17 protein-coding genes are annotated in these 20201 nt (G+C 57.1%); 6 read left to right on the top strand and 11 right to left on the bottom strand.

Translation table 11 applies throughout. From position 1 onward, the window contains the following. Positions 1 to 794: 794 nt before the first annotated feature. The 3 genes from CKW31_RS11480 to CKW31_RS11470 form a co-directional block, all read right to left on the bottom strand. Complete coding sequence (locus CKW31_RS11480) at positions 795 to 3272, bottom strand: type III effector HrpK domain-containing protein (RefSeq protein ID WP_176469862.1); 2478 nt, start codon at positions 3270 to 3272, stop codon at positions 795 to 797. 183 nt (positions 3273 to 3455) lie between these two features. Continuing rightward, positions 3456 to 4796 carry a PipA/GogA/GtgA family type III secretion system effector gene (locus tag CKW31_RS11475; protein WP_141230145.1) on the bottom strand — a complete coding sequence of 447 codons (1341 nt, stop codon included), beginning with the start codon at positions 4794 to 4796 and terminating at the stop codon, positions 3456 to 3458. Between the two features lie 135 nt (positions 4797 to 4931). Continuing rightward, the gene (locus tag CKW31_RS11470; protein WP_095094640.1) at positions 4932 to 5708 is read right to left on the bottom strand and encodes a hypothetical protein; all 777 of its coding nucleotides are present in this window, start codon (positions 5706 to 5708) and stop codon (positions 4932 to 4934) included. 153 nt (positions 5709 to 5861) lie between these two features. Here CKW31_RS11470 and CKW31_RS11465 point away from each other — a divergent pair, with 153 nt between their 5' ends. Continuing rightward, entirely contained in the window at positions 5862 to 7949 is a 2088-nt protein-coding gene (locus CKW31_RS11465; RefSeq protein WP_256582588.1) for a ShET2/EspL2 family type III secretion system effector toxin, read from the top strand. Between the two features lie 46 nt (positions 7950 to 7995). On the opposite strand, the gene CKW31_RS11460 is transcribed toward CKW31_RS11465, so the two are convergent. Further along, complete coding sequence (locus CKW31_RS11460) at positions 7996 to 8406, bottom strand: PA2817 family protein (protein WP_095094636.1); 411 nt, start codon at positions 8404 to 8406, stop codon at positions 7996 to 7998. 98 nt (positions 8407 to 8504) lie between these two features. Beyond that, positions 8505 to 10952, bottom strand: a complete 2448-nt coding sequence (locus CKW31_RS11455) for an acyl-CoA dehydrogenase (RefSeq protein WP_095094634.1) — start codon at positions 10950 to 10952, stop codon at positions 8505 to 8507. A 409-nt stretch (positions 10953 to 11361) separates the two neighbouring features. Between CKW31_RS11455 and CKW31_RS11450 the strand changes: the two genes are divergently transcribed. The 4 genes from CKW31_RS11450 (at position 11362) to arfB (ending at position 14463) form a co-directional block, all read left to right on the top strand. Next, positions 11362 to 11985 (top strand): glutathione S-transferase family protein, encoded by a 624-nt coding sequence (locus CKW31_RS11450; protein ID WP_095094632.1) that lies wholly within the window; start codon positions 11362 to 11364, stop codon positions 11983 to 11985. Between the two features lie 159 nt (positions 11986 to 12144). Next, positions 12145 to 13077: an ABC transporter ATP-binding protein gene (locus tag CKW31_RS11445; protein ID WP_095094630.1), complete on the top strand. Its 933-nt coding sequence runs from the start codon at positions 12145 to 12147 to the stop codon at positions 13075 to 13077. Beyond that, positions 13074 to 13865 (top strand): ABC transporter permease, encoded by a 792-nt coding sequence (locus CKW31_RS11440; protein ID WP_095094628.1) that lies wholly within the window; start codon positions 13074 to 13076, stop codon positions 13863 to 13865. Before CKW31_RS11445 ends, CKW31_RS11440 begins: the two co-directional genes overlap by 4 nt. Positions 13866 to 14049: 184 nt before the next feature. Then, the gene (gene arfB, locus CKW31_RS11435; protein ID WP_027898123.1) at positions 14050 to 14463 is read left to right on the top strand and encodes an alternative ribosome rescue aminoacyl-tRNA hydrolase ArfB; all 414 of its coding nucleotides are present in this window, start codon (positions 14050 to 14052) and stop codon (positions 14461 to 14463) included. Here the strand turns inward: arfB and CKW31_RS11430 are convergent, their stop codons facing one another. The 5 genes from CKW31_RS11430 to phhA all read right to left on the bottom strand — a co-directional run bounded on the left by CKW31_RS11430 (position 14464) and on the right by phhA (position 17783). Further along, a complete protein-coding gene (locus tag CKW31_RS11430) occupies positions 14464 to 15672 on the bottom strand; it encodes an MFS transporter (protein WP_095094626.1) in 1209 nt (402 codons plus the stop codon). 166 nt (positions 15673 to 15838) lie between these two features. Next, positions 15839 to 16021: a hypothetical protein gene (locus tag CKW31_RS11425; protein ID WP_095094624.1), complete on the bottom strand. Its 183-nt coding sequence runs from the start codon at positions 16019 to 16021 to the stop codon at positions 15839 to 15841. Positions 16022 to 16099: 78 nt separating this feature from the next. Further along, positions 16100 to 16240 carry a hypothetical protein gene (locus tag CKW31_RS29825; RefSeq protein WP_176469861.1) on the bottom strand — a complete coding sequence of 47 codons (141 nt, stop codon included), beginning with the start codon at positions 16238 to 16240 and terminating at the stop codon, positions 16100 to 16102. Positions 16241 to 16608: 368 nt separating this feature from the next. Continuing rightward, on the bottom strand, positions 16609 to 16965 hold the full coding sequence (locus tag CKW31_RS11420) for a 4a-hydroxytetrahydrobiopterin dehydratase (RefSeq protein ID WP_095094622.1): 357 nt from the start codon (positions 16963 to 16965) through the stop codon (positions 16609 to 16611). Positions 16966 to 16979: 14 nt separating this feature from the next. Next, entirely contained in the window at positions 16980 to 17783 is an 804-nt protein-coding gene (phhA, locus tag CKW31_RS11415) for a phenylalanine 4-monooxygenase (RefSeq protein WP_095094620.1), read from the bottom strand. 263 nt (positions 17784 to 18046) lie between these two features. Between phhA and CKW31_RS11410 the strand changes: the two genes are divergently transcribed. Next, positions 18047 to 19624: a sigma-54-dependent transcriptional regulator gene (locus tag CKW31_RS11410; protein ID WP_095094618.1), complete on the top strand. Its 1578-nt coding sequence runs from the start codon at positions 18047 to 18049 to the stop codon at positions 19622 to 19624. A gap of 105 nt (positions 19625 to 19729) precedes the next feature. Here the strand turns inward: CKW31_RS11410 and CKW31_RS11405 are convergent, their stop codons facing one another. Then, on the bottom strand, positions 19730 to 19996 hold the full coding sequence (locus tag CKW31_RS11405; RefSeq protein ID WP_087273874.1) for a DUF2790 domain-containing protein: 267 nt from the start codon (positions 19994 to 19996) through the stop codon (positions 19730 to 19732). Positions 19997 to 20201: the final 205 nt, after the last annotated feature.

Below are 20201 nucleotides of genomic sequence, written 5' to 3'. Positions count from 1 at the left end.
CGGCATCCTTGCCGGTTTGCCCCACGCAGCAATGTCGAATTCCGGCCGTCGTGGTTTAACGGGGCGCCTCAGATCAAAATCAAAAGCAGAGCAGATCAAAAGCAGAGCGAAAACAATGGGATCGTCTCGGACCGGTAGGAGCAACTTGTTCGCGAGACGTCCGCACAGCCAACGAATACATCGTCTTACACACCGCTTCGCAGCCTTCAGCACCTCTCATCAACCATAAAATAACCCACTGAATTTAAATGCTTTTTCTGTAGGAGTGAGCTTGCTCGCGATGGCGTCAGTTCATGCGATAAATTCGTCAACCATGAAATCGAATCGCGAGCAAGCTCACTCCTACAGGGCCCGTGTTTGCTGCGCGACAGCGCGGCGTCTGAACGACGCGGGCGCTACAGAAGATCGGTAAGTTCACACAGCCAGGTCGGCTTTCAGGCCGCCGTGCTTTTGATTTTGATCTTGGGGCGCCCCGTTAAACCACGCTGGCCGAACGTAGATCTGAAACCGTGGGTAACCCGGCAGGACGCCGGGTTAGCCGCACCGGGCCATGGATGGCCCATTGCGGCGGCCCACGGTTTCAGATCTGCGGGCGGGCATCCCGAGCCTAGGCGAGGGACCAAGTGGTGGGGCAAGAGCCTTTTGCTTACTTTTGGGCTCCTTTCAAAAGTGAGGCGCTGTAAAAGCGCAACCAATAGTAGCCATCAACGTGGTAACGGATATGTACACAAACATCCCTCCCCATGGAGAAGGAAAAGTTGTGCAAATACCTATGCCGTCACCGCCTCAGAAGATCAATGCGCCTTGGGAATACCGAACTGGTCCAGCGTCGGATCGACATTGTGGTCGAAGGCTTTCTGATCCTGTTTTTTGTGCACGGCATCGATAATGGCTTTGATACCGAAGCCTATTGCCATGGCCGCATCGGCGATCCAGCCAACCACTGGCACGGCACTCGCGACAGCGCTGGCAGCCGCCATGCCTGCAACACGGCCGGCAATCGCGCCGACGGCACGGCCCGCGATTTTACCGGCGATCTCGCCGCCGGCAGTGCTGGATTTGGTTGCCAGGTCATAGCCAACCCGCGCAGCGGTGCCTGCGCCACGGATACTGTCGTAGATCGCTTTACCTGCTTCGGCGTCCTTACCCTGAGCCAGCAATCCCGAAACGGACGTCATAGCGTACACACCACCTGCCGCACCCATGGCGCCACCTGCCATGCCCTTGCCGTCAAGTGCAGTTGTCGCACGCTTTTCAGCTTCGGCTTTCAAGTCCTTTGCGGTGATGCTTTGTGGATCTTTATTGCCCAGCCCCGCGGTGGCGTCCTTGAAGTCGGTAATCATGTCGACGCCAGCCTTGGTGGTCTTCAAGGCGGCTAGCGTGGCCTCGGTGTAGGCGTCCTGGCTGGCAGCGGTAATTTCTGGCGGCAGCACAGCGTCGTAGGCTGCTTTTTGTCCATCGACGTCGGCCAGTACTTTTTCCGGCTTGGCGTCCTTCGACTTCATTTGCTCGTTCATTTTGCCGCCCTGGGCAAAATTCTGTTGGTAAGAGAGTTGCAGTTCGGCGCTCAAATCCGGGCGGTTGGCTACTACATCGCTGGCTGTGGGAACACCCGCGTCAGGGCCGCGCAAATCTTTCTGCATTTGCAATTCGGCGCTCAGGTTGCCGACCGATGCACTGTAATCAGGAGAGGATGGATCCTTGACCGGCTTGCCGTCTTTGTCTTTGGTCACCGCATCAAAATCGCCCCGCATATCGGTTTCCAGTGAGTTACCCGAGGTCAGGTTCTGGTAACGCTCATTGACCGCTTGTTTCAGGGCAGGGTCGTTGCCGATCAACTTCTTCTGCTGTTCGGGAATCGATTTGTCGAGGAAGGCTTGTACGTCTTTATCGCCTTGCAGCTGTGCGATCTTTTCCTTCAGAGCCGTTTCGGTCTTCTCGGTCTTGCGTAGACTTTGTCCGGCTTCCACGCTCTCCAGGGTTTTCTGCAGCTTGACCATGACTGCTGCTTTCTGGTCGCCGCTGTACTTGTCAGGATTGGCAAAAACGTCTTCGTTCAGCGCGCTGATATCAACGCCGGCTGTCGCGTTGAGCGTCGCGGCGCTGCTCATCATGGCCGCGAATTCGCCGCCGTTTGTGGGGGCCTGCTTCTTGATCCAGTCTTCTATGTTCCGGGTGCTGATATCGCCGTCGGCGCTTTTCTTCGCCAGTGCCTTGCCTTCCAGGCCGCCCTGGTCGAGCAAGTCAGAGAAACCTGGCTGGGCAAAGGTTTTCGCTGAGGTTGTCAGCAAGCTAGACAAGCCAGGGTTGCCAGAGGACAACGCCTTGAGGTCATCGACCGTGGTGTACTTGCCAACTTTCTCTTCACCCCCTGCGGCTTTTTTCGGATCGGCGCATTTGGTAATGGGTTCGTTGGCCCGCAGCAGCGCCGCATTGGTCACCATCTGCAGCGACTGCGGATCAGCCTTGGGATTGGCTTTCACGTACTCATTGACGGATTTCGCCCCTGCGTCCCGTGCTTTCTCGAGATTTTTTGCCAGCGACTTGTAATCACCATCGGTGGTTTTCCCGTCAGCCTGACCGCCGCGCTTGCCGACATCCGCTGCGGTCTTGAGCACCGGATTCGCCTCGATAAATGCTTTGGCTTTTTCTGCGTCCGGACCGCCCGCAGCGGCCATTTTCGCTGCCGCGATGGGGCGGTTGAGTTCTTTCGCAGCCTGCTCTTGCTGCGCGGGCGGCAAGTTGGCCACCATCGGCCCGAATTTCTCCAGATCTTTTGGTGTGGAGTATTTGGAGTTATCCAGAAACTCGGCATCCTGACCCATTCTGGCCGTGGGCGCTGCGCCTGTGGGGGCATGAGTGGCCTTGGGGGCTGTCACGCCGAAGGTTCTGTCAACGCCGTCTGGTTTACCGGTGCGCTGCGCACCTGTGCCTTGCGGCTGAACTGGCTTACCGAATGCTGTTTCCTGGGTTTGATCGCCGCCGGTTGTGCTGAGGCGTTCCAGTACTTCCTTGAATAACGAGATGAGCGCCGAGGGCGAGGGCGCGTCCTGAGTCTTGCCGGCTGCGAACTGACCGTTTGGCTGGCGGGGCACTTGTGTGGTGTTGCCTTGGCCGAAGGAGATGCCGCCACCGCCATTACCGGCCACGAAGGCTTTCATCGGCACTACCGCGCCTTTGACTCCCTGGCCCGGAGCGTCGTTTGAGTGCATCCCCTCCTGACCGTTGAGAGGGATCTGGCTGGGCATATCAGGGGAGACGCGCATATTCATGTTCATTGCCTTCTGTGTGACAACTATTGATACGACTGTGTGGCGAAGCAGTTGAAACGGTTCCAATGAGCGTGATTTTTAAGCAGCGTGCCCACGGCGTACCGGTCCAGACGATGCAATCTCAGGTGAAATCCAGGCCGCCACGGCGCTGCAGGCGATTTAGCCGGACTTGGGCGCTTTCGGTCAGGTATGCATCAGGTAGCTGTTCTGGTCTATGCCATACCAGGCCGGGTTCACTTGTCGCCCGAAAACCGGATCGAAGTACTCGCGTTGTTCGCCTTCGCCGCGTTGCAGGATGGTATGGCGAGCAATCATCAGCTCTGCGCCAGGCTTCGCCCCGACTATCTCCGGGCTTTGCGAAGAAAGCTGCACATGCATCTCGCCTTCCATGCTGAACAATTTCAGCCCTGTTATTCCTGCTGCTTCGCCTAGCAGCGAAAATAATCTGGCAAATGATGTGCAGTCGCCGTCGCGGCTGTTGATCATCTCCAGAGGGCTACGTTGCTTATCGATCCGGTAGGCAAATAGCTGTTGTCTGTGATTTTGCGCAGCGATCTTTTCCAGCAGTGCCATGGGCATTTCATCCCCGCGTACCTGGTCAAACAGGCGCATCAGTATGCCCGGCAGTTGTTTGCTCGCCTGGGTTTCCTGGCGCGTCAGTTCTATAAACTGGTGCCGGTTGGGGCGTTTGGCGATGAGTTCCAGATGCCTGTCGGCGAACGCATTCAAGTGTGTTCTGGCACTGTCCTTGAAAGTCTTTCCAGTCGTCGAGGGGCTGGCCCCTGAGTCGATGTTGAGCATCAAACGTTTGAGCGAGGTTTTAGCGCTTACGTCCTGACCTGAATTTTTGATGACTGCCGGTTGGTTGGGCAGAGCAATCTGTGCAGGGTCGCGCTTGCCCATTTCTTTGAGAATGATGTTCACATATTCCGGATTGGGCCCGCGCGGGTGCCCCGGCTCTTGCTCGGGTAACTGAGTGAGTTGGCTGACCACTTGATCGAGCAGGATTCGCTCTTGGGAAGCTCTCTCCAGCCCATGCGCTGCGGGATATTTCGGTCTTGAACCGCGTGTGAGTACATCCGGTAACCGTAAGACAGGCTGTGGAGAGCTCTGTAGATCGCCCTCGATCTCAACTGAACAGCGCTCCGAAGGATTGCGCAGACGTATAGCCCAGCTTTGGTTGAAGAGTCTGCGGAACGTCGCGCTCTTCTGGTATGCCGTCTTGATTGTCTCGTTAAGCGCTCCTAGCGCGGCTCTGTGTTCTGCAGATTTTCCCTTTGTGTCCAGAGTGCCGTGCCTGAGCAGATAGTCGCGCAATTGACTCAAGGGCAGGTGCGCACGCTCATCAATGGCCACGTTGTCATGGGCTTTGCGCAACGAACTGGGGTTTTTGAATTGCGCGACCATATCCCGATGTTTACCTGCTAGAAACTGGTCCGGGCTAACGTTTCCAGTAGTTGCGGTACTCACGCTAGTCGTGGCCAGGCTCGGGCGGGAGAGAATGGCAGAAGTGTTGAATATCACGGGCAGGGACCTGGGTTGGCTCTGGAATCATTGAGTGGTTTCAGGCCTGAATACGGTTCCTTTGACGCGAGACCTGGCGGTGATCCTGGTTTAAGTCCAGGGTGGATGGATAAGTAAGACAGATTGATATCGCTATCAATCTGGCTGGCCTGTTTGAGTGGAGCTGGTTACAGGCTTTTCTGTCGAAGGCTTTTGGCGGATCACGCCAGTCTCCATCGTGGCAGGGGGCTGCGGTGCTTCAACTCGCGGACCCTGGGTATCGACGTCTGAGTTGACATTGGCACTGGCATCTTCAAGGGGCGCACGAGTTGGTAGCCGCTGCGCTGTGGCAGAGCTTTGTTGTGGCTGGTTCATGGCGTTATTCACCCCGGTGTTTTGCCGACCGTGACTCGAGGTTTTATTTAGCAAGTTTCCCAAAATCGTAGCGCCCAGGTTTCCGCTCGACAGAAAGTCCTTGTGCGTGGACTTTGCAGGGCTTTCAGGCTGTGGAGGGGTAGGCGGAGGGGATACGGTATTTGCCATCTTCGTGCCCAACGTCAGCAGGGCTCTACCTTTGCCGTCACTCATGCCGAGAAAATCCAGCACCTCGGACATGGGTTTTTCCAATCCGATGCTGAGCGTGGTTGCACCATGGGCTGGCCGGTCCAGCTCGATCTCGCGACCGGTTTCAGAGGTGCGGACGGACTTCGGGCGTTCTTCGCCGCTCAACACTTTCAAGGCCACGTCGAACATTTTTTGCTGCAAAGGACTGAGTGATGCTCGTTTCTTATCCAGCCAAGGCCCGGGAAAGTGCATCTTCGCGCCCATGGAAATGTTATCGGCTACGTGAAGATTGGCCGACATTGAGGGCTTGTCCGGTTTACCGACTTTCAAGGCGACCGATGTCAGGGATGGATGAGAAATATTGATCATGAGGGTGTACTCGGGAGAACGGTATTTCCCTGAGTGGCCCGCACGCTTATCCAGTTCCCGCAGACGACGCTGAGGCAGAGGCCCATAGCGACAAGGAACCGGGCAGGCCGGAATCGCCACAGAGGGGAATGCCATTCAGAGGATTTCGTCCCCATGCCCCCAAATCATTTTCTTGGACTGCCCCTTCGACCTGCTGTGAGGCCTCGCCCGGAGAGCAGTAGTCATACACGCCAGCCGGAGGCCTCTTCTTCAAAGTCTCGTCGTCCGAAGGCCAGCGGATCAAGGCCTCAGCCCCGCAACAGGCCGGACCCGATCAAACCCGGCAAGGATGAAGTCTATCTCTCCAGTAAACGTGGCCCCATTGTCGATCTGAATATGGAAGTCACTCAGCCATTGGCGATGTGCCGTCATCTCGCTTTCAATTACCTGTTTGGTGACGAGCCTGCCGACGTGCGCAGTGGGAAGGATTTCCTGGACCGGGCGGCCAAATCCAAAGCCCACTTACAGGCGTTCTACGATCACCCCAGCAACCCCCATTCCCGCGCTGACGCTGGAACAGACGCGTTGGAGCTCATCGTCGGGCGTAACAACCCACTCCTTATTCCCGACAAATTTGGACGCTGGCTGGACGACATGTTTCGTCAGGTGGTCGACAAACGGCTTCCTGAAGCGCGAATCATGCTCCGCACTTTTAACCATGACTTGCCCATCCACATCCAAAACAAAGGGGACCGCATTACCCTGGCTTTTTACGACCCCAACGATTCCAACGTACACCGTCGGCTGGAGCGTTATCCGGATCAAAGCGTCTCGGATATCACCTTTGATAAAGCCTTTCCCGACAACAGTGCCTACTTCGACGAAGGCCGTTATCCGTTTATACAAGCCGTCAGCAAGGATGTGAGGCATCCCGCAGACGACATGAAGTATTTCCGCAGAGGGTCCAGATTGCCCATGGATGTCGACAGGTCTCTGCTCAGAACTGTCTGGGGAGTCGGATCTCTCCAGGGGTTTCTGGGGCTGTGCGACTACATGAAACGCAAGGGGCTGGTCGGTAGCAAGGCCATTCCTTATCTAAGCGCGCCTGCAAGTCGGCTCAGAGGGTTTGCGAAAGGTGTCGATCCGGACGGTTTGAACCATGAAAGTCAGCGCCTGCGTTTGCAGGTTTTTGTAACCGGCATGACGAAGTTGAAAGTGCCCAGTTCAGCCGCCAAAAAATTGCTGGCACCCAGCATTGAAAAACATCGCAAACCTCTGGGGTATTCCCTGCATTTGCCGTCCCGGAACCCTGGTTTCGTCGCCGATTACCTTGCGTTACTAGAGACTGCTCGTTTGAACGACGCCGATTTTTTCGATGTTATCCGTGGCGACCCTAACGATAATAATCTGACTGTGGCGATGGAGAATCAGAACGCAGAAGATTTCCATCTTCTTTTTGATCAGTTGGAAACCCTGCAGCCTGGTAAAGGAAGGCTGGCGAGACTGCTTGGCGCCACCACTGCAAATGGCCAGACCGCGATGGCGGATGCGGCCTCTTTCGGCCATGCCGACATGATTTCTGCCTTCATCGCGCGCGTCAGCAAGTGTGATTTGCTCGATACGCAGGAAAAATATCGGCTGCTGCAAGGCAAGGACTCCGAGGGCGACACTTGCCTGCAGGGCGCGGCCAGGTATGAAGAACCTGCCTGCATCAAGTCCTACCTCGATGCGTTGGCAAGCAGTGGCCTGCGCTCGCGTGAGGTGGTCAAACTGCTTGGCAACCCCGAGCAGGACCAGCCCAATATCATCCCGGACATTTGCGTGCCCCCTGATGGTGGCTGGACAGCTACATCCATCGCCGTCTGCAATGCCATGCTTGCAGGTTACTTTGAAGGTATTGCAGCACTGAACCTGAGCCCGGCTTCGTTACGCAAGGTGCTTGCACCGGAACAGGGAAATGCCCTTGCAGCTTCTCGTGTCATCTTTGCTGGCGATCTGCTGGTCACCGTTGCGTTCAATAAAATCCTCGACGGAATTCCGGCGGCGGACGCTATCGAGCTGATCAAGGGGCCTGCGAGTCCAGGCCACAGCACGCTGGAAAGGCTGCGCAGTTCCAACCACCCGCAACCGGATCACGAGGCGCTTTACTTCCGCTTGCTCGACCGCCAGCGACGACGAAGCGCGCCCGTGCCAGCGCAGCGCAGCGCCAGTCAGCAATACGCCCAGTACCAGTCAGATCGATTCAGACGTCAGCACGGTTGAGTGCGTGGCGTCAGGGGGATCGGTGTCTGGCGATTGTGAATCACGATCAGTGTTTGCTGCCCTGAGAAGGCATGGCCAGCAGTTGCTTCTCCATGTTCCAGTCAAACGGCTCGTCGTTCTGCTCGGCTTCGTAGCGACGCTCTTCCAGCGACTGATACAGCTCGATTTCTTCGTCAGGCATGAAGTGCAGGCAGTCACCGGCGAAGAACCACAGCAGGTCGCGTGGCACCAGATGGGCGATTTGCGGGTAGCGCTGGATCACCTGGCACAGAATGTCCTGGCCCAGATACTGGCTTTCGATAGGGTCTTGCGGCAGCAGGGTCAGCAGTTCGTCGAAGCGCTCCATGAACAATGCATGGCTTTCTTCGGGAACCTGCTCGGCCTCGCCCAGTGCGACCAGGATGCTGCGCAGGTGTGCCAGCAGGTTCAGTTGGTGGTCGAGATTGGCGTCGGCCATGGGGCAATCCTCAAAGACAAAAAAACAGGCGCGAGAGTATAAAGCTCTGCGCGCCTGCTGTGGGGTTGGACTGACCAGTTCCTTGAACACGTCTGATCTTAGCGAATCTTGCCCTCGCTCAGGGTCAGCTCTTCCTTGGCAAAGTCATCCACATCGATCACTTTCCGTCGGGCCGCTTCTGCCGTTCTCAGCGTGGCTGCTTCGTCCAGTTGCAAGACGTTGGCGTTGAGCGCTGCGTCGATCACGTGCTCGCCTGCGGCCGGTTTGAACTGTCCACCCTTGAAAGCCACATGGAGCTTTTTGTGCAGCGGCTTCGCGGCGCTCAACAGATCACTGGCATGTTGCAGCGCACCGACTGCGTCGTCCGGCGATTGCGGGCGGTAGCAGCCTGCCAGCAATTCTTCCAGGGTCGGATCGCCTTTGGCGCGGCCCAGTACAGCGGCAACCTGTGCATCCAGCGCATCGGACGGGCCTTTGTGACGACGTCCGAACGGAAACACAACAACGCGCAACAGAGCGCCCAGCACACGGTTCGGGAAGTTGCTCAGCAGCTCGTCCAGTGCGCGTTCCGATTCACCCATAGCTTCTTCCATCGCCCAGCGGAACACCGGTTGCAGATGTTCAGGGTAGTTCAGGTCGTGGTAGCGCTTGAGGGCTGCCGATGCCAGATACAAGTGGCTCAACACATCGCCCAGTCGCGCTGACAGACGCTCGCGACGTTTCAGTTCGCCGCCGAGCAACATCATGCTCAGGTCGGCAAGCATGGCGAAAGCTGCGGCCTGGCGATTCAGCGCCCGGTAGTAACCCTGGCTCAGGCTGTCGCCCGGCGCTTTCTCGAAGTGCCCGAAGCCCAGATTGAGGATGAACGTGCTGGCGGCGTTGCTGACGGCAAAGCCGATGTGCTTGAGCAGCAGGCTGTCGAATTCGAGCAGCGCCTGATCATGGTCGGCGCGACCGGCCAAGGCCATTTCCTTGAGCACGAATGGATGGCAGCGAATCGCGCCCTGGCCGAAGATCATCAGGTTGCGCGACAGGATGTTCGCGCCTTCGACGGTGATGAAGATCGGCGCACCTTGCCAGTTGCGGCCCAGATAGTTATTCGGGCCCATGATGATGCCCTTGCCGCCATGTACGTCCATGGCGTGGGTGATGCACTCGCGGCCGCGTTCGGTCAGGTGGTATTTGAGGATTGCCGAGAGCACTGAAGGTTTCTCGCCAAGGTCCACTGCATTGGCGGTGAGCATGCGGGCGCTGTCCATCAGCCATGCATTACCGCCGATCCGTGCCAGCGACTCCTGAATACCTTCGAAGGCGGACAGGGGAACGTTGAACTGCTCACGTACCTGCGCATATAGGCCAGTAACCAGGCTGGTGAACTTGGCAGCGCCGGTGCCGACGGCTGGCAGGGAGATGGAGCGACCCACCGACAGGCAGTTCATCAGCATCATCCAGCCTTTGCCGAGCATTTCCTGACCACCGATCAGGTATTCCAGTGGGATAAATACGTCCTTGCCAGAGTTGGGGCCGTTCATGAATGCCGCGCCTAATGGCAAATGGCGACGGCCAATTTCAACGCCCGGTGTTTCAGTCGGGATCAATGCCAGGCTGATGCCCAGGTCAACCTCTTCACCCAACAGGTGTTCCGGGTCGTATGCCTTGAACGCCAGGCCGAGGAGGGTGGCGACGGGGCCAAGGGTGATGTAGCGCTTTTCCCAATTCAGGCGCAGGCCGATCACTTCTTCGCCCTGCCATTGGCCTTTGCAGATAACGCCGGTGTCCGGCATGGCGCCTGCGTCGGAACCCGCCAGCGGACCGGTCAGGGCGAAACACGGAATGTCATCGCCCCGCGCCAGACGTGGCAGGTAGTGGTTACGTTGTGCGTCGGTACCGTAATGCAGCAACAGTTCTGCAGGACCGAGGGAGTTGGGGACCATGACCGTCGAGGCCAGGTCGCCACTGCGGGTCGCCAGTTTCATCGCTACTTGTGAGTGGGCGTAGGCCGAGAAGCCTTTGCCGCCGAACTCTTTAGGGATGATGAGGGCAAAGAAACCGTGTTGTTTGATGTGTTCCCAGGCACGGGGCGGCAGGTCCATGGCCTGGCCGATTTCCCAGTCGGTGACCATCGCGCACAGCTCTTCTGTCGGGCCGTCGATGAAGGCTTGTTCTTCCTCAGTCAGTTGGACTTTGGGATAGCTGAGCAGCAAGTCCCAATCAGGACGGCCACTGAACAGTTCGCCATCCCACCAGACGGTGCCCGCATCGATAGCGTCGCGCTCGGTTTCCGACATGGGCGGCAACACTTTCTTGAACCAGGTGAACATTGGCGCAGTGAAATGTTTGCGTCGCAGGTCCGGCAGCGCCAGCGGCACTGCCACGGCCAGCAGCAGGATCCAGAAGATCACCATCAACCAGGTCGGCGCATGGCTGATCGCGCCCATCGCCAGCAAATAAACAGCAACCACGCCCAGCGCAGGCATTGGTGCAACGCGGCGGTGCGCCAGCCAGGCGATACCGACGATCAGAACCACAATCCACAACAACAGCATAAGTAATCCTCCGTGATGACAGCAGCGAGCAGCCACTATCAAGAGCCGGGGCGTGTTTCGTCAAGAAGGTCGCCCGAGCGGGTGCATGGATAGTGACCCTGGCGGGGGGAGGGAGTTTCACGGCTTGATCTGGCCACCATTTGTCGTGGGACCGGCTTTAGCCGGGAAGAGGCCGGGACAGCCGCTGAATGTGTGGAATCTGCCAGGCAGCTTTCCCGGCTGAAGCCGGTCCCACGTCATCAGTGTGTCCTGTGGGATCTGAGCCTGGCCTGGTCTTCATCGCGAGCAAGCTCACCCCACAGGAGCGCGCCCGAACATTTAGCTTACGTGCCAACATGGAATGTCCCACATGAAGCCCGCGTTTCGCTGTAAATGGCCTATCCTGTCGCCCATCTTCAAGGAGAAACCAATGCTTAAAATCTGGGGGCGGAAAAACTCTTCCAATGTGCGCAAGGCACTGTGGATCGCTGAGGAACTGGGCCTGCCATACGAGGCGCTCGACGCTGGCGGGGCGTTTGGGGTGGTGGATGGTGCTGAATATCGGGCAAAGAACCCCAACGGTCGTATTCCGATGATCGAAGATGGCGACTTTGTGCTGTGGGAATCCAACGCCATCGTGCGCTACCTGGCGGCCCGTCATGCACCTGACTCGGCACTCTATCCCGCCGATCTACAGCAACGTGCAACCGCGGACAAATGGATGGATTGGACCACTTCGACCTTTGCCGGTCCTTTTCGCGATGTGTTCTGGGGCGTGTTACGAACTCCGGCCGAGCAGCAGGACTGGGTGCAGATCAACGGCGCGATCAAAACCTTGCAGAGTCTGCTGATCGTTGTCGACGAGGCTCTTCAGAAGCAGCCTTACCTGTCCGGTGCCGAATTCGGCATGGGCGACATCCCGCTGGGCAGCTTTATTTACGCCTGGTTCGAAATGCCGATTGAACGACCAGCCATGCCGCACCTCGAAAGCTGGTATGAGCGGCTTAAAGCCCGGCCGGCTTATCAGACAGCAGTCATGACCGCGCTCACTTGATTCGCTGAGTCAGATGAGCCGCATCGATAGCTACTATCAATAGATCGCGCTGTACTTGAACGACTTGGCCGAGCACCATTGCGGTGCTGGCCAGAGTTGTAATCAGGTGTGTCAGCCCTCATCTATATCCCCTATTTCTTCACTGGTAATTTTTCCGACATGAGTTCTGCTCTATCCATCCGGCAGCTAACCAAAACCTACGGCAACGGTTTCCAGGCCCTGAGTGGTATCGATCTGGACGTCGCTGAAGGTGACTTTTTCGCTTTGCTCGGCCCTAACGGTGCGGGCAAATCCACCACCATCGGCATCATCTCGACGCTGGTCAACAAGACCAGCGGCACGGTGAATATCTTTGGCCATGACCTGGACCGCGAGCCCGCGGCGCTCAAGCGCTGCATCGGCGTGGTGCCACAGGAATTCAACTTCAACCAGTTCGAAAAAGCCTTCGACATCGTCGTGACCCAGGCCGGTTACTACGGCATCCCGATGAAGATCGCCAAAGAGCGCGCCGAGCAGTACCTCACCCAACTGGGGTTATGGGACAAGCGTGACGTGCCTTCGCGCTCGCTGTCCGGCGGCATGAAGCGACGTCTGATGATCGCCCGGGCGCTGATTCATCAGCCGCGGCTGCTGATCCTTGATGAGCCGACTGCGGGTGTTGATATCGAGTTGCGTCGTTCCATGTGGTCGTTCCTCACCGAGCTGAATGAGCAGGGCACCACCATCATTCTGACCACGCACTATCTGGAAGAGGCCGAGCAGCTGTGCCGCAACATCGGCATCATCGACCACGGGGTCATCGTGGAAAACACGGGCATGAAGCAGTTGCTCAACAAGATGACCGTGGAAACCTTCCTGCTGGACCTCAAACACGAGCACAGGGTAGCGCCGCAGCTGACGGGTTATCCGAACACGCTGATCGATAGCCATACCCTGGAAGTCCAGGTCGACAAGAACGTGGGCATCACCGCACTGTTCAGCCAACTGGCGGCGCAGAATATTGAAGTGCTGAGCCTGCGCAACAAAACCAATCGCCTTGAGGAGTTGTTCGTGTCTCTGGTGGAAAAAAATCTGGCGAAGGTGGCGGTATGAGCAACGAAACGACTTCCGAGCTGCGCCCCAATCTGGTTGCCCTGAACACTATTGTCTATCGCGAAATTCGTCGTTTCATGCGCATCTGGCCGCAAACCTTGCTGCCGCCAGCGATCACCATGGTTTTGTACTTCGTGATCTTCGGTAACCTGATTGGTCGGCAGATTGGCGACATGGGTGGCTTCACCTATATGCAATACATCGTGCCGGGTCTGATCATGATGTCGGTGATCACTAACTCATATGGCAACGTGGTCTCGAGCTTCTTTGGTGCCAAATTCCAGCGTTCGGTGGAAGAGTTGATGGTTTCCCCGGTGTCCCCTCACACCATATTGATCGGCTACGTGCTGGGCGGTGTGCTGCGCGGGCTGGCGGTGGGCATCATCGTGACGATCCTGTCGATGTTCTTCACTGATCTGCAGGTTCACCATCTGGGCGTCACCATTGTGGTGGTATTGCTGACCGCGACCATCTTCTCGCTACTGGGCTTTATCAATGCCGTGTTTGCGCGCAACTTCGACGATATCTCGATTATCCCGACCTTCGTGCTGACCCCGCTGACGTACCTGGGCGGTGTGTTCTATTCCATCAGCCTGCTGCCGCCGTTCTGGCAAACCGTGTCGCTGGCCAACCCGGTTCTGCACATGGTCAACGCCTTCCGTTACGGCATCCTGGGTGTGTCCGACATCCGCATCAGCATTGCCATGGCGTTCATGGTGATTGCGACGATTGTGCTGTATGTCGCTTGTGCGCGGTTGCTGGTCAGTGGGCGCGGGATGCGTTCTTAGTAGACACGGTGCTTGGTTTGACGTCGTGGGACCGGCTTTAGCCGGGAAGACGGTATTTCGGTAGAAAGATATGCTGTGGCTGTCCCGGCCTCTTCCCGGCTAAAGCCGGTCCCACGACGGTGACACGGCCACGAAAATTGTCGGCGACAAGGTATGCATCGCTCCAAGGTAATGTGAAAACACCATGCTGGTAATCTCCAACAACGTTCACCTCCCCGATGCGGAAATCGAATTGACTGCCATCCGCGCACAGGGCGCGGGTGGGCAGAACGTCAATAAGGTTTCCAGTGCGGTGCACCTGCGTTTCGACATCAACGCTTCATCGCTGCCGCCTTTCTACAAAGAGCGGTTGCTGGCGTTGCGCGATAGCCGGATCACCAGCGAAGGCGTGCTCGTGCTCAAGGCCCAGCAATACCGCACTCAGGAACAGAACCGCGCCGATGCGCTGGAGCGTTTGACCGAGCTGATCGTTAACGCTGCCAAGGTCGAGAAGAAGCGCCGGCCGACCAAGCCGACGCTGGGCTCAAAGACCCGCCGTTTGGAGTCGAAGACCAAGCGTGGCTCGATCAAGGCGGGTCGCGGCAAAGTGGATTTCTGATCAGGCGCTCTGTTGGCGCGCCGCTTTGGCCTGCTTGTACAGCCAGACGCTCAACGCCAGGCCGCTGAGAGAGGCGAGGGCTGCAAACAGGAAGATCGAGGCGAAGCCAAAGCCTGCGGCCACGGCACCCGCTACTGGACCGGTGATCCCCAGCGACAAGTCAATGAATAGCGAATAAGCGCCGACTGCCGCGCCCCGGCTGGAAGCTGGCACCAGATTCACCGCCTCGACACCCAGAGCGGGGAACACCAACGAGAAACCAAAGCCGGTCAACGCCGCGCCAGCCAGTGCCAGCTCTGGGGATGGCGCCATCCACAGCAACAGCAAGCCTAGACTTTCAACGCTCAGGCAGCCAATCGCCACTTTGAAGCCGCCAATCCGGTTGATCATGTTGCCGAACAACAACCGCGCCCCGATGAACGACGCGCCGAACAGGCTTAGACACAGCACGGCGTTCGGCCAGTTATGGCTGTTGTAATAAAGCGTGATGAACGTGGCGATGGTGCCGAATCCGATAGACCCCAGCGCCAGGCCCATGCCGTGCGGAAATACTTTGCCGAGGACATGAATGAACGGCATGCGCTCGCCATGCACGATCGGTACGGCTTCTTTGTTCCAGCCCAGTTTCAACCCGAGTAGGGCGAGCAGGATGATGCTTACGCCCATGCTCCATAGTCCCAGTGTGCTGACCAGCATCACCCCAAGCGGTGCGCCGATGGCCAGTGCGCCGTAGCTGGCGATGCCGTTCCAGGAAATTACTTTGGCGGTGTTCTGCGAGCCAACGCGGCCAATGCCCCAGCCTATCGACCCGGAACCCACGAGGCTCTCGGCACTGCCCAACACCAGTCGGCCGAAGAACAAGCTGATCAGGCTGACCATGGGCCACGCCTGCAACCAACTCGACAGCAGCATGAACACACCGCTCAGTCCGCAACCGGCCAGGCCGAACAGCACCGCTTTCTTGGGGCCGAGGTTATCAATGATGCGCCCGGCATACGGGCGGCTGAGCAGCGTTGCCAGGTATTGCACGCTGATCACCAGCCCGGCTGTCACCGCGCCGAACCCCAGGTCGGTGTGGACATACCCCGGCAGGACCGCCAGCGGAATACCGACGTTCAGGTAACCGATGAAGGTGAACATGACGATGGAGACGACTTGCAGAGTGACTGCCATGGGGCGTTGCGAATCACTGCGTGGTGTATCAGGCATGGGTAAGCGGTCCACTGTAACGGCGGGGAAATCAAACGAGGTTGCAGGTCGAGTCGAACCTTAGCAAGCTAACCAAGTGCTCAATGATAGCGGCGAACGGGTGCCGGACTGGAGGCCTGGTAAAAAAATTTACCGCGAGAGTATGCGGTCAGGAAGGGGCAGGGACTTATCGGGGCTGTTCAGGTGCGACCAGTTGGGTCGTTACCAGCGCGGCGAGGGCGTTTTCCTGATTACCGAAACGGTCGAGCAGGGCCTGCTTCTTTTCCGGGCTCAACTGTGCCCAGATTTTGATCATCAGTTCGGCAGTGCCGATCAGGGTATTGGCTTGTGCTTCGGTGAAGTCTTTCATGTGCAGCCTGTGGTCATCGGCAATCAGACGTATGAAAACACAGCGAGGCTGGTTTCCGATACGTCTGAAAAATCACCCTCAGTCTTCGCTGGAGGCTTGCTGGCCTTGTTCGGCCTGTACACCGGCTTTCATGTCGACCGGTTGACCGAGTTCCAGCTGAGCCAGTGTCGATTGCTCAGGCTCATTCTGGCCAGGGGGAAAGTTAGGAATTTCATGCATTTTCAATGCTCCTTGCACAAGTTTTTTAGTTGCTGGGCAGAACCAGTGCTTCTAAAAAGCTTGGGCAGGATACAGCAGAGATAATGACAAACAGACTTTTATCTCGACCGTTGGTCATGTGCGGAAACAAAAACCGGATTTTATTGTCCGGCGTCTAGACAGGGATTTCTGAACTATTTGTGATGCAATCCCGTGGGCGCCCAATGTCGTGGGACCGGCTTTAGCCGGAAAGAGGCCAGTGCATTCACTGAACCCAGGTTGTCAGAAAAACCGCCTTCCCGGCTAAAGCCGGTCCCACGTCGTACATCAGCTTGCACGCCAATATGGAGCTCCCACAGGTTGGTGTCAGCGGTGAAATACCGCTAACCCTATTTACGCCCCTCAGCGTCCTTGGCCACCTCATCCGTTCGCGCCGCCATGATGAAGTCGTTGCGGTGCAGGCCTTTGATAGAGTGGCTCCACCAGGTCACGGTCACTTTGCCCCATTCGGTCAGCAGGCCCGGGTGATGACCTTCTGCTTCGGCTATCGCACCCACCGCATTGGTGAATGCCAGTGCAAACTTGAAATTCTTGAACAGATAGATTTTTTCTAGCTGCATCACGCCGTCGCGGACCTCGATGTTCCAGTCCGGAATCTGCTTCAGCAGCACGGGCAGTTCGGCTTCGCTGACTTGCGGGGCATTGGCACTGCAGGCTTCGCAGCTGGCTTGGGATAGTTGGGTCATGAAGGGTTTCCTGTTCAGGCCGCTTGGGTAGTGGACGGATTTTTAGGCGGGAATTTCGGCGCGTGCAGACCCAGCTGCATAGCTTGCCCGACCATCCCCATGATGTCTTCCTGGGCCAGGTCGAATAGCCGCTTCAAGTCCGGCAACACAAAATACAAGGGTTGCAGGATATCGATACGGTAAGGCGTGCGCATCGCGTCCAGAGGATCGAACGCTTGATGTTCCGGCGTACTCGACAGGCTGTAAACCGCTTCTTTGGGAGAGGAAAGAATGCCTCCCCCATAGATTTTCCGACCTTGCGGTGTCTCGACCAGTCCGAACTCAATGGTCATCCAGTACAGGCGTGCCAGATAGACGCGCTGTTCTTTGCTGGCGCTAAGGCCGAGCTTGCCATAGGTGTGAGTGAATTCGGCGAACCACGGGTTGGTCAGCAGCGGGCAGTGGCCGAAGATCTCGTGAAAGATATCCGGCTCTTGCAGATAGTCCAATTCTTCCTGGCTGCGAATGAATGTCGCCACTGGAAACTGTTTGTTGGCCAGCAGCTCGAAAAAGGTCTGAAACGGAATCAGCGCCGGAACCCGCGCCACTTGCCAGCCGGTGGTCGCGCCTAGAATGCTGTTGATTTCCGCCAATTGCGGAACGCGGTGAGTTGGCAGAGCCAGTTGCTCGATGCCGTCGAGGTATTCCTGGCAGGCGCGGCCTTCAATCACCTTCATCTGTCGGGTGATCAAGGTATTCCAAACCTCATGCTCGGCGCTCGGGTAGTCAATGAACCCATGGGCGTCGGGTTCGCGTGCCACGTATTTCGTAGGGCTCATGCCACTCTCCTTGGGGTTCTTTTTATTGGGTTTGTTACGAACGCCCAGGATCATCAATAGCGCATTTCAGCCATGCAGACTGTCGGTGCTTTGAACTGACGTGGCGGGTATTAGCGAAATTTCGTAAAGAAATCTTTACGAGGTCGGTGAATCCCTGATTATCTTGCGATCAAGTGAGTTTTTCGGGATTCGGGTGTCACGAATTCTTGACGCTGACTTTCGCCTCATCATAAAAATAACAACAGCCACAGGACTCATCCGCCATGCGCATCAAAGTGCACTGTCAAAACCGCATCGGTATGACTCGCGACATTCTCGATCTGCTGGCCTCCTACGGCGTCAACGTCGCCCGGGGCGAGGTGGGCGGGGAGCACGGCGACGCGATCTATCTACACTGCCCGAATCTGATCAATCTGCAATTTCAGTCATTGCGCCCGCGCTTCGAAGCCATTGCCGGCGTCTTTGGCGTCAAGCGGGTGGGGCTAATGCCCAGTGAGCGGCGGCATATGGAGTTAGACGCATTGCTTGGCGCGCTGGAGTTTCCGGTGCTGTCCATCGACATGGGCGGTTCAATCGTCGCGGCTAACCGGGCTGCCGCTCAATTACTGGGCGTGCGGGTGGATGAAGTGCCGGGTATTGCGTTGTCGCGTTACGCCGAAGACCTTGATGTACCTGAGCTGATCCGCAGCAACAAGTCCCGGATCAATGGCCTTCGAGTGACCATTCGGGGGGATGTATTTCTTGCTGATATTGCGCCTTTGCAGTCGCGCCATGACGACAGCGAAGCGATGGCGGGGGCAGTGTTGACCCTGCATCGTGCTGACCGGGTCGGTGAGCAGATCTATCAGGTCCGTAAGGAGGAACTGCGCGGTTTTGACAGCATTTTCCAGAGCTCCAGAGTCATGGCAGCGGTAGTGCGTGAAGCTCGGCGCATGGCGCCGCTGGACGCACCTTTATTAATTGAAGGTGAAACGGGCACCGGCAAAGAGTTGCTGGCCCGGGCCTGCCACCTCGCCAGCCCGCGTGGGCAGTCGCCGTTGATGGCGATGAACTGCTCGGGCCTGTCTGATGCCATGGCCGAGACCGAGTTGTTCGGTTACGGCCCGGGCGCGTTCGACGGTGCGCGAGCCGAGGGCAAGCTGGGTCTGTTGGAGCTGACGGCGGGAGGCACGCTGTTTCTGGATGGTGTGGGCGAACTCAGTTCGCGCATGCAGGCCAAATTGCTGCGTTTTCTGCAGGACGGCTGCTTCCGGCGAGTCGGCAGCGACGAAGATGTTTTTCTCGATGTGCGCATCATGTGCTCGACTCAGGTTGACCTGTCTGAGTTGTGTGTGAAGGGTGAGTTTCGCCAGGACCTTTACCACCGCCTTAACGTCTTGACCCTGCACATCCCGCCGTTGCGTGAATGCCTGGATGGTCTTGGCCCTCTGGTTGAGCACTTTCTGGATCAGGCCAGCCGTCAGATAAGCTGTCCTTTGCCCAGGCTGGCGACTGCTGCCATGGAGCGTTTGAGTCATTACCAATGGCCGGGCAATGTCCGGCAACTGGAAAATGTCTTGTTCCAGGCCGTTTCGTTATGCGAAGGCGGCACGGTAAAGGCCGAGCACATCCGTTTGCCGGATTACGGCGTGCGCGATCCGTTGGCGGAGTTTTCCATGGACGGTGGGCTGGATGAGATAGTTGGCCGTTTTGAAAAAGCGTTATTGCAACGTTTGTATGCGGAATATCCCAGCAGTCGGCAACTTGGGAAGCGGCTGGGTGTTTCCCATACAACGGTGGCTAACAAGTTACGGGATTATGGGTTAAGTACTTTCAGCAAGCCGGATGATAATTGTCGGTAGGAGCGAACTTGTTCGCGAGATGTTGGCATATCAGCAATATATTTACCTGACACACCTTCTCGCCAACAAGTTGCCTCCTACCCATAATTGCCTGACGGATGTCACTCAACTATTACTGCAGCCGTTACCCATGACCTGATAGCCCATCACATGCTGCTGGCCTTTGGAGTCTTCATAGGTCATGCGCATCGGTACAACCTTGCAGACGTCAGGGATGGCGGTAATGGAGATGACTTTGGCAATATCCGGATGGCTGCCGTAGGTGTATTGCTCGACGCGAGCTTGTTGGGCCGCAACTTTTGCTCCGGATTCTTCAGCCATTGCAAATGTGCTGAAACCGCAGAGTGCCAGAACCAACAGTGAAACTTTCATTTCTGCTTTACCTTCTTGAGTTCGAAAGGGGGCACATCGCCCTTGTAGAGCGATGTGTGAAGCCTGTATCAGAGGATAATCAACTCGCCGTGGGGGGCTGTCAGTTATTTATCGTGTGCCTTGTTTGGCGAAGTCGATTCTATGCCTGTCACCGAACTTCATATAGAAACACTTTTGATAAACACTATTGAGCGAATTGACAACA

The sequence above is a fragment of the Pseudomonas sp. Irchel 3A5 genome (assembly GCF_900187575.1).
Classification (GTDB): domain Bacteria; phylum Pseudomonadota; class Gammaproteobacteria; order Pseudomonadales; family Pseudomonadaceae; genus Aquipseudomonas; species Aquipseudomonas folii.
The sequence above is the reverse complement of the archived record's forward strand: the minus strand, read 5'-3'. Positions and strand labels throughout refer to the sequence as shown.